The sequence below is a fragment of the Stappia taiwanensis genome, assembly GCF_014635285.1.
Taxonomy (GTDB): Bacteria; Pseudomonadota; Alphaproteobacteria; order Rhizobiales; family Stappiaceae; genus Stappia; species Stappia taiwanensis.
The window spans coordinates 1-11,389 of record NZ_BMCR01000016.1 but is presented as its reverse complement, the minus strand read 5'-3'; the positions used below and the strand labels follow the sequence as shown (position 1 = coordinate 11,389).

The 11,389-nt window shown below is 58.5% G+C and carries 2 protein-coding genes; both read left to right on the top strand.

Annotated elements, in window-relative coordinates:
- The first annotated feature begins 697 nt into the window (after positions 1-697).
- Positions 698-1,435: an imm11 family protein gene (locus IEV83_RS19950; protein WP_181762088.1), complete on the top strand. Its 738-nt coding sequence runs from the start codon at positions 698-700 to the stop codon at positions 1,433-1,435.
- A 26-nt stretch (positions 1,436-1,461) separates the two neighbouring features.
- A partial coding sequence (locus IEV83_RS19945; protein WP_280514010.1) for a calcium-binding protein occupies positions 1,462-11,389 on the top strand: 9,928 nt, incomplete at its 3' end.

Below are 11,389 nucleotides of genomic sequence, written 5' to 3'. Positions count from 1 at the left end.
AAATATGTGGTGAGTCTCAAGCAAACCGCTGGGTTTCATGCGTGGATTGACAGTCGTCTGACAAGTGGGTCGGTTTTTGTATCTGAGAATTTTAAGGCAGCAATGGCGGCAGTTGAAGTTGCCGGTATTGGCTTTAATACATTTGAAACAATTTGATCACGTCAGTTTTTTTGAGGTTTTGATATGGCATTCGATCCAGGCAGTGCGAATGGAATAAACAAGCCAGAAAACTGGTTTGGAATTAGCACGTACACCTATAGCACTGGACGCGAACGCACAGCCTGGGATGCCGCACATGGAACCGGCGACGCCTTCTGGCGCACGAAATGCTGGCCTGTTTTTAATTGACTTACGCGCATGGCGTGTCTTAACAAATTATAAGCGCAACCTTTGGGGGTGGCTGTGCGGCGCGTCGGGGGGGGGGCATGCCCTAGCGTTTCCGAAGTTCCCTAAAGAAACAGGAAGGCCAGGGCAACCGTGCGCCAACGGTCACTGTGTCGGAGCGCGCCGACGTGGCGTTGAGGCTGTGGGGTGTTTGATGTCTTCTTTTCCGATTGAGTTTCATGTGGCGTCTCCCGTGCGAGTGGGCGCGGGTGGTGCTGAGCTGCGGCGTTTTGCGTTGAGGTTTCGCGGTCTCCTGGACTGCGCTGGGTGACGGTCAGATGCTTCGTTTTTCGCCGTGGAAGCCATGAGTGCAATGACCAGACGCACGTTCATCGGCGCCGCAGCAAGCTTTAGTATGGTTTCGCCAGCGATGGCAAGAAACCAACCGGATCGGATGAGGTATATGTCAGTTTACACGATTTACGCAGACCGGACTAAAGAGCAGGAAACGGCAAGCGACGAGCCCGCCCCGACGCTACTTGATGGCGATTTCAAGAGCGCGTTTCCGCTCGGTTATGACTTCCACCCCATAACCAAGTCAGCGCGGCTTGAAGACGGAACGCGCATCGAGGAGACCGCAGAGTATCAAGGTGTGCCGGTGGACATGTCAGGTCTGCCCAAGACAGTCCGTTTTGGGGGGCACGCGCGTGAACTGGTCGACCTGCAGAAGGAGGCTGGGCATTTCCTTGTGAGTGGCAGAATGCGGGATGTTATTGAGGCGCTCGAGCCGGGTGTTCATCAGTTCCAGCCGGTCGAGCTTATCTGGAAGGATGGCAGTCATGCGGCTGATTTCTTCTGGTTCAACATCTGCAACCGGGTGGATGGCATGGACCGGGAGAAGACGACCCATCCGTTTAATGACCGTATTGGCATCTGGAGTTTTGTCGAAGGGCGAAAATATGTGGTGAGCCTCAAGCAAGCATCTGGGGTTCATATTTGGGTTGATAGTCGTTTGTTAATGGATGCTGTTTTTGTTTCTGAGGATTTCAAGGTTTCGATGGTGGATGCTGGGGTTTCCGGCATCGGCTTTAACGTTGTTGAGACAACTTAAAAATGCTATTTATTTGAGGATTTGATATGGCATTCGATCCAGGTAGTGCGAATGGAATAAACAAACCAGAAAACTGGTTTGGAATTAGCACGTACACCTATAGCACTGGACGCGAGCGCACAGCCTGGGATGCCGCACACGGAACCGGCGACAAGTTTTGGCAACGCGAAATACTGGCCTATCAAAACAAGCTCGATCCGGATGGGCATTTTCAGTTTAACCAGAACGCCCGCTGGAACGGGGCGCTGATTTCGCATGGAACGGACGATGCCGGCATCGCCGGGACCACCGCTCACGGGGCGCATGGCGGTCCGGTGAATGAGCTCAGCTGGAGTTCGGATCGATTAAGACCGAGCTTTCTGCAGACTGTCGAAGTTGAGTTTGATGAAAAATTTAAAATCCTCAAATTTGAATTAGAAGAGGGGGAAATCACTGAGTCTGAATTTTATCGACGGGTCAAAGATGCCCGGATCGAAGCGATCAAGGATCATATTGCCTTCACCAAAACCCTGGAGGCTGGCTACCTCCGCCAGGATATTCTCAACAAGGCCGGTCATTCGGACATCAAGCACATTGCAATCACTGCGAAGGATCCGGAATTTGCGGACAAGGCAGAGGTTGATGCGCATAATGAGAGCATCCGCGACAGCTACAGTCGCGATGCACTAGCGGGTGAGCGCGTCAATCCGGGTGATCCGAACGATTTCACGCGCTCGGGCGGAAATACGCTCTACCTGAAAAACCGCGAACTGGTCGATGCAGAATTCGACGCGGTTTTACGGCAGGATGTCATTACGGTCCAGGATATCAGTGAGGCTGACAAGCGGCTAAACGTACGGCTGGTCGAGAGCATGGCCGACTATGCCCGAATTTTTCCTGAGGTTCCCGCGCCGGATGAAGTCCGGGCCAGAATACTCGCGGAGCAGAAGATCTGGCAGGCAAGCCCTGACGACGCCAAGGAAACTGTCAAGAAAATAACGACGGATGCCAAAGCTGAAGTTGACGCGCTTGAAAGCCGGATCCTTGCCGATTTGAAGGATCCAAGTCTCTACGGTACGAACAGCAAAAAACCAGTCAGCCTACAGGATTACCTGGATACCACCGCACGCCTGAATATCAAAAACGATGGTATCGAGGAGGGCGTCAAGCAGATCGTTGAACGGCAAAAAGCCAGCTACTCCGCGATCAAGGCAGTTGCCCCGGATGTTGTGCAACATGTCGAGCAGAATATTTTACACGCAAATACCGAGCAGGAACTAGGCAAGATTGCCGCCGACGGCAAGCTCTCCACCGCAGCAAAGGCCGGAGCAGCAGCGGGGGTTTTGAGCGCTTTTTTTGCCGGTTTGTTTATATACACCGAATACCGCGCTGAAACCCGAGATGAACCGGAACCATTCGATGAGTTTTTGGCCAGGAAAGGGCCGGAACTGATTGCAAGCTCCGGTGCCTTGGCGATTATTGGCGCAGGGGCTCTAACGGTGGCCGCTGTAGTACCCGGCGGCGCATTGCTGCTCTTGCTGACTGCGGGCGCTCCGGTTGCGTATACGGAATTCAAGCAGTTTTTGAACAATTACGTTACTGCATATGAGAACCGGGAAGCCGGACCGCTTCCCGACCCGAATGCACATTATGAACAGTCGGGCGCGTCAATAAACGACGTAGGAGATTTTTCTCAAGACGATTTTTCGGTGCAGTTGGCGAAGAGTATTCTTGGGTTTCTTGAGAAAATTGAGAAGTCTTCCATCGGGCAAATGGTTGCCGCCGTTGGAGCTGCGTTCTTCAAGGAAGTGGTCCAGCCGTTTTTCGAGGCGCTTGTTCCTTCGGTCTCTGTTGTGAATGGCTACCAGGTCAAACTGGTAGATGAGGACGGCGGGTGGCTTGTCGGCGAAGACGTTTCCATCCTCGTCGGAGACGATACCGACAACGTGTTGTTCCATTTCGGCGCCGGTGAAGTTTATGGCCGGGGGGGCAATGACTGGCTTGTTTCCTACAAGCCTGACTTTGTCCGCAAGGGCGAATATCTCCTTGAAGCAGACCGAAACAAAGAAGAGGCAAACCAAGGGCTACCAGAAAACGAGCAGTTCGTGATCGATGGGCCAAGAGCCGAGCAGGATTATCGCCTCCTAATGGATGGCGGCGAGGGTGACGACGTCTTGATTGCTCTTGGCGGCACCGGCGCCATTCTCGTTGGCGGCGAAGGCCGCGACTTTCTGTTCAATACATCCTACTGGGGGCAGCTTTACGGCGACACGATTGACGGGCAGGGGCAGAACACATCCGGTGTCGAGGACAGCGATGTCTTCTGGTACTGGCCGAACACGTTCATCATGGACGCCCAGCCGAACGACATTCTGCAGATGTTCGGTTTTCCGCTGCTGGGTGGCACCAATTCGGTCGTGGGCTTGAGCGTTGGCGACGGCAGTCTCGCCATGGACTGGATGTTCCCCTTCGTCTTCTACGGCGCCTCCACCAGTGGCCAGCTCCTGGTTTACAACGCGATCACCGATGCGCTTGGCCTCGGCGGTATCATGGTGGTCGAGAATTACGACTTCGGCGGATTCAAACCGGATTCCTGGGCCGTGCCGCAGGCGGGAGATCTCGGCATGACCTTCCGCATCAGCGGCGGCGAGAATGCCGAGGAGATCTCGCTGTGGGGCTTTGTCTGGGGCGAGTTCATCTCCCGGGTTAACGTGTTCTTCAATTTCGCCAAGGCGGTGGCCTGGCAGCCGGTGGACGATCCGATCGTCCTCGATCTGGACGGCGACGGGGTCGAAACCGTTTCTGTCAGCCAGTCGAATGTCCATTTCGACATGGACGGTGACTATTTCCGTGAAAAAACCGGCTGGCTGTCGAGCGATGACGGTTTCCTGGTGCTCGATCGCGACGGCAACGGCAAGGTCGACGACATCACAGAGATGTTCGGCGCGCCGGGGATCGGCGGCTATCAGGAACTGGCCGCGCTCGACATGGCGGAACAGGGCGGCAATGGGGACGGTGTCCTGACCATCGACGATGCGCTCTTTGAAGAGCTGCTTGTCTGGCGGGATCTCGATCAGGACGGCGAGACCGATACTGGCGAATTGTTTACGCTGGAAGAACTCGACATCGTTTCCATCAATCTCGGCTCGACGGCGCTGGACCACGTCACGCCGCAGGGGACTATCCTTCGTGAAACCGCGAGCTTCACCCGGGGCGACGGCTCCGAGGGCAGCAGCTACGAGGCGGTATTCGAGACCGACGCCACCGACACGATCTATTGCGGTGACACCGGAACGGCTGTCTGGCTGAAACACGAGGCCGTGCCGACCGCCAAGGGCTTCGGCTCCATGGCCGAACTGCGCGTCGATATTTCCAACGATTTCGAACTGGCGCAGATCGTCGCAGGGGCGGCGGCCGCGATGACCGTGCCGACGCTGAAGGACCTGCGCGAACAGGCAACGCCGGTCTTCGGCGCGTGGTCGCAGTCGCTCGAACTGACGCGCGAGCTGGCTCCCGTGCTGCTGGGCCAGGACGGTGAAGGCAACACGGTTCTTGTCGACCGCGGCGTCTATGTCGAGGACGCGACCGGCGGCTATTGGACGCTGGAAAGCGGCGCGCCGGTGAAAGACGGCAATGGCGACGATATTGTGCGTCCGAGCCTGGAAGAAGTGCTTGCCCAGGCGAGCGGTGCCGGCGAAGCCTGGCAGCTGGAACAGGTGTACTCGCCGTCGTCGCGAGCTGCCGCCCCGGAGCATCGGGACAATGCGCCCTATCTTGTCGAGGTCGTCGACGGGCGCGCCGTCATCCAGGATTACGGCATTCAGAGCGAAGACGGTTCCTGGCGCCTTGCCAGTGGCACCGAGGTGACGGACGCTGACGGCGCGGTGATCGCCGCGCCGACCCTGGACGATGTGCTCGCCATGGCCCATGCGGAGGGCACCGAATGGCGCGTTGAGGAGATCGGCTTCAATCCGTTTGCGGCTCTGCCGGTCGACCAGATCGGCGTTCAGCTGATCGACGGCGTCGTGACCGACTATTCGGTTCAGGTGACCGATGCGGACGGCACCTTCCAGGTCTGGGCGCGTAATCTCGACCGAGCGCTGGAACTGCAGCACAAGCTCGGCCGGCCGGGCGAATTCAACCTGCGCAATTACGAGCTCGATTTCGACACGCTGGACGAGGTCGGTTCCACAGACGACAGCGCCTACCGGGTCGAACTGATGACTGCGGGGCAGCTGCATTTCGCCTCGTCCATCTACGGTACCGACTTCCAACCGCAGATCATGTGGGCGGAGACCGATCCGGAGACGGGGGTCCTCAGCTATTCCGCAGGTTCCTTCAACAGCGAGGACGCGCCGACTGAAACGGAAGACGGCGCTTACCTCAGCACGATCAAACCGGCCATCGGCCTGTTCGATGTGATGATGCAGAACTACATCACGGCTAGCCGGGCATTTGCGGTCCGGCTCGCGCTTCAGGGCGGTCTGTCCGATTTTGCGCCCGAGTTGGAATATGATGCGCAGCGCGACGAGTTCCGGGCGATCGGCGACCGCGAGCTGGCACCGATGTTCGAAGCGATTTTCGCAGGCGCGCCGGCTGGAGCTGACGCGGCCTACGACTATCTGACCGACTGGCACGAGATCCTGCAGGTTATCTATCCAGACTACCATGTGGATGCGTCCGTGAACTTCCTGACCGGCGGCATGAAGCTGGATCAGAAGTTCGTTTTCCAGATGATTATCCCGGCCTTCGAAAATGTCGGGATCGACCTGGATCTCAAAGCGGCCATGAACGCGCTCGGCGTCGACGAAACCCTGCTTGTGGCCCACGACGCCGCCGCTGCGGTGGCGGAAGGCACCACGGGCAACGACTATTTCTATGTGACCGGTTCCGACCGGTCCTATGAAGGCGGGGCCGGTCAGGATATTTACTTCGCCGGCAAGGATTTCGGCTCCGCCGTCATCGACGACCGGGAAGAGCCGCTGCGGCCGCATTCCAATGACGAGTTGCGTTTCGCCCAGGCCAAGTCGACCGATATCCGTGCGACCCAGGACGGGCGCGACCTGGTTCTGGAAGTCGTCGGCACGGATGATGTCATCCGGGTCAAGGACCAGTTCCTCGGCGATCTGCTCGATCCGCTGTTTGGCTATAATTTCGCGCCCGACACGGGCGTCACCAGCATCATCTTTGCAGACGGCGTGATCTGGAGCCAGCTTGAGATCGCGCAGGCGGTCAGCCATCCGCTCGACAGCGACGACCTGGTACTGGGCAGCGAGATCCGCGACTGGATCCAAGGCGGCCGCGGCAACGACGTCCTGCGCGGCGGCCGCGACGGCGACATTTACATCTTCCGGGAAGGCGACGGCCATGACCGGATCGACGAACAAAATGACCGACCGCTCGACGACAACATCAAAGGCGCGGGCAATGCCGACATTCTGCAGTTCACTGGCGAAGGCCTGAAGCCGGATAACATTTCCTTCCGCCGCGCCGGCGAAAGCGACGATCTGGAAATGGTGATCGTCGACGACGACGGCAACGAGACCGGCGACAGCATGCGCATTGACGGCCAGTTTGCCTGGGCGAACACGCTGTTCTTCGGGCTGATCTGGTCGAACCGGGTGGAGCGGATCGGCTTCCAGGACGGCTCGTTCTTGACAGAAGCCGACGTCATGGCGCGGGTGCTGGAAGAGGCCGGCACGGATGGTTCGGATATCATCTACGGCTTCAACAATGATGACACGTTGGATGGTGGCGCCGGCGACGACGTGCTGACGGGCCGGGCGCAAAGCGACACCTATATCTTTGGGCGCGGTTACGGCAGCGACGTAATCGCCGACGGCCATGACGACTTCTTCGGCACTGGCTTTGACGTCCTGAAATTCAAGGACGATCTGCGGTGGTCCGATTTCGAATTCCAGCGCGACGGGGCCTCGCCGACCATCACCATGCGTGTCTCCGGGACCAATGACGAGGTGATTCTGGACGATCAGTTCGAGAATTCCATCCTGGGCTTCACGAACATGATCGAGGAGATCCAGTTCGGCGACGGCACGGCGTGGAGCTATGCGCGTCTTGGCCAGCACGTGATCGATCTCGCCCGCAGCGATGGCGATGACATCATTTACGGTTTCGACATCGCCGACCGCCTGGATGGCGGGTTGGGCAATGACCGGCTCGAAGGCGGTGCCGCCTCCGATATTTATGTGTTCGCGCGGGGCTATGGCAACGACACCGTTTTCGACACGACGTCGAGCGGTCAGGGCGATGAGGTGATCCTGCAGGACATCGTTTTTCTCGATGTCGATGTCAGCCGCGAAGACAACGATCTGGTCTTCACGATACGCGATACCGGTGAGCGGCTGGTGCTTGAGAACCAGTATGTGCGCTCAGGCGCGCAGACCCATGCCATCGAGACCTTCCGCTTTTCCGACAGGGACGTGTCCTTCACGGATCTCAAACCCGAAGACGTCGACCTTGTCGGCACCTCCGCCTCGGAGACGCTCACAGGCAGCGATTTCGCTGAGGCTATCGACGGCCGCGGCGGCGACGACACGCTGATCGGCAATTCCGACGGCGACACCTATATCTTTGGCATCGGCTACGGCCAGGATGTCATTGTCGACACCCAGAAGCGCGTGTCCTGGGTGACCCGTGAAGGCACCCTGGTCAAGGAAACGGACGACACGGTGCGTTTCCGCGAAGGTGTGACGATCGACAACCTGATCTTCACCAAGGACGGCGACGACCTTGTCATGTCGATCACCGACCACCCGGACACGCTGCGCGTCAAGAACCAGTTCGCCTCCATTGCCAGGGGCATCGAATGGTTCGAGTTCGACGGTGGGGAACGCCTGCATATTTCGGATGTCGAGGAACGCCTGGCGATTGTCGGCGGCAGCCGGGGTGACGATGTCATCGAAGGCGCACTGGACTCGGAAAACACCCTTGACGGCCGTCAGGGCGACGACGAGCTGGAGGGCGGCCGGCTCGGCGACACCTATGCTTTCGGCGCGGCCTACGATCTGGACACGATCGTGGAGCGCACGGACGGCGTTGAGGGTGCCATCGACAAGGTCGTCTTCGGCGCGATCGTCGATCCGGATACCGTGCGCCTCATCCGTGACGGCGACGATCTGATCATCGATCTGGGCAACGGCGAAGACCGTCTGACGATCACCGAGGGGCTCACGACCCGCCAAGTGGAGAAGTTCCTGTTCGCCAACGGGGTCGAATGGGATCTGGAGGACGTTCGCGACCGTCTGCTGACCGGGACAGAGGGCGACGACGTTCTGGTGGGCTTCGACGACCGGGACGACCAGCTCGACGGCCGGACTGGGTCCGATGCCATGGAAGGCGGCCTCGGCAACGACACGTACGTCTTCGGTCTGGGCTCGGACGACGATTCCGTCAAGGATACCGGCGGTTTCGACCGGATCGAATTCGGCGCCAACGTCATCGCTGCGCAGATCGAGTTCTCCAACGAAGACGGCGACCTGCTGATCGGGCTCAAAAGTGAAAGCGATACGCTGATTATTCTCGGCGGCGCCGTCGCGGGGGGCTCGCAAAGGATCGAGGAGTTCGTGTTCGAGGACGGCACGGTTATCTCGATCGATGAGATCCTGCGCGAACTGGTCCGCGGCCAGACGACATCGGGCAGCGATGTGATCGATGCCCGTGACGTGGGCGCCATCGAAATCGAGGCCGGAGCGGGCGACGATCTCGTCACTGGCGGCGATGAGACCACCTTTGCCTTCCGCGCCGGCGATGGCTCGGACATTGTTGATACGCGTGGCGAACCGGGCAGTAGCCGGATCGAGTTCTACGATCTGGAGGCAAGCGAAGCGGTCGTGCGCAAACCGGACATCGGCGGCTCGGATGTCCTGATCTCCTTCCCCAATTCCGGTGACCAGATCCTGGTGCGCGGCGCGTTCTCGAATGCCAATGTCGACACAATCCGGTTTGCCGACGGCGTGGAATGGACCCGGGAAGAACTGGTTGCGCAGGCGATCCTGTCTCAGCAGACGGACAGTGGCGACGCGATCACCGGATCGGCCCTTGATGACCGCATCGAAGGCGGACTTGGCGACGACGACATTGCCGGCGGGGCGGGCAACGACGTCTACATGTTCCGGGCCGGCGACGGCAGGGATGTCATTCAGGACAACAGCGGCACGGATCGCGTTGAGATCCGGGGCTACCGGCCGTCCGAGGTGCAGGTGTCCAGGCCGGTCGAGGACCGGGACGAATGGCTGCTTCGGTTCGCGCAGAGTGATGACGAAATCCTACTGCGCGGCACGGGCATCGAAACAATTGCCTTCGGCGACGGCACGGAATGGACGCTTGCCCAGGTTCAGGCAATGGCCGTCGGACAGGGCACTCAGTTCAACGACGTCCTGGAAGGCAGCGACACCGCCAATACGATGGCCGGGCTGGAAGGCGACGACCTTCTTTCCGGCAAGGCCGGCAGCGACATCTATGTGTTCCGTCGCGGCGACGGCCAGGACATCATTGACGACCAGGGCGCGTCCTCAGACGTCAACGAACTTCACATCAGCGACTATGTGCTGTCCGACGCAACGCTTATTCGTTACGAGGACCGGCGCGACGACTTGATCCTGCGCTTCAGCGATACGGACGCAATCATCGTTGCAGGTGCCTTTTTCGAGAACGGCTCGCATATTACGAAGTTCCTTTTCGAAGACGGGACGGAAGTCTCTGTCGCGGACATTCTGGACAAATTGGATGTGATCGCTTCCGAGGGCGACCAGATCATCACCGGAACGTCAGCGTCGGAGACCTTCATCGGCGGGCTGGGCAATGACCAGATTTCCGGGGGCGACGGCAGCGACACCTATATTTTCCGCCGGGGCGATGGTCAGGACACGATCGAAGATAATGGGTATTACGATACGGACGTCCTGCGCCTGGAAGGATACAGCCTGGCCGATGCGATCTTCAGTAAATCGATCGCGGCCAATGAAACACTGGTTCTGTCATTCGTCAGCACCACCGACCGGATCACTGTCGTCAACGGACTGAGCAACTCCTCGCAAAACAGGATCGAGGAATACCGTTTCGACGACGTCACCTGGAGCACGGCGCAGATCGTCGAACGTATCAATCAGGCACAAACGAGCGATGGCGACGATCGGATCGCCGGCCTGGATGACTTCAATGAGACGTTGGTCGGCGGCTTGGGCAATGACTATCTGACTGGTGGTAAGGGCTCCGACACCTATATTTTCCGCAAGGGCGACGGCCAGGATACGATCGAGGAAAACGGATATTACGATACGGATGTCCTGAGCCTGGAAGGATACAGGCTGGCCGACGCGATCTTCAGTAAATCGATTGCATCCAATTCTACTCTCCTCATCAATTTTGCCGAGAGCGCAGACCAGATCACGATCATCAACGGGTTGGCGAGCAGCAGTTGGGACCGGATCGAGGAGTATCGCTTCGATGATGGCACCTTGAGCACCGCACAGATCGTCGAGCGTATAAATCAGTCGACAACGACGGATGGCAACGACAGGATTACCGGTTTTGAGGAATTCGCGGACACGCTGATCGGCGGCCTGGGGGATGATTATCTCTCCGGGGGAGACGGCGCCGACACCTATATCTTCCACCGTGGCGATGGCCGGGACACCATCAGGGAGAACGGCGAATACGACACTGATGTTGTGAAGGTCGAAGGCTATAGCCTTGCGGACGTTGTTTTCGAGAGGTCGATTGCCGACAACAACACGCTCGTTCTCAAGTTTGATGGCACCTCTGACCAGATTACCGTCGTCAACGGTCTTGGCCACTACATCTGGGACCGGGTGGAGCAATACCAGTTTGATGATGGAACCCTGAACGCCGCGCAGATTGTAGATCTGATCAATCAGGGCCAGGCGACCGACGGCAACGACAGGATTACGGGTTTTGGGGAATTCGCGGACACGCTGAGCGGCGGTCTGGGCAATG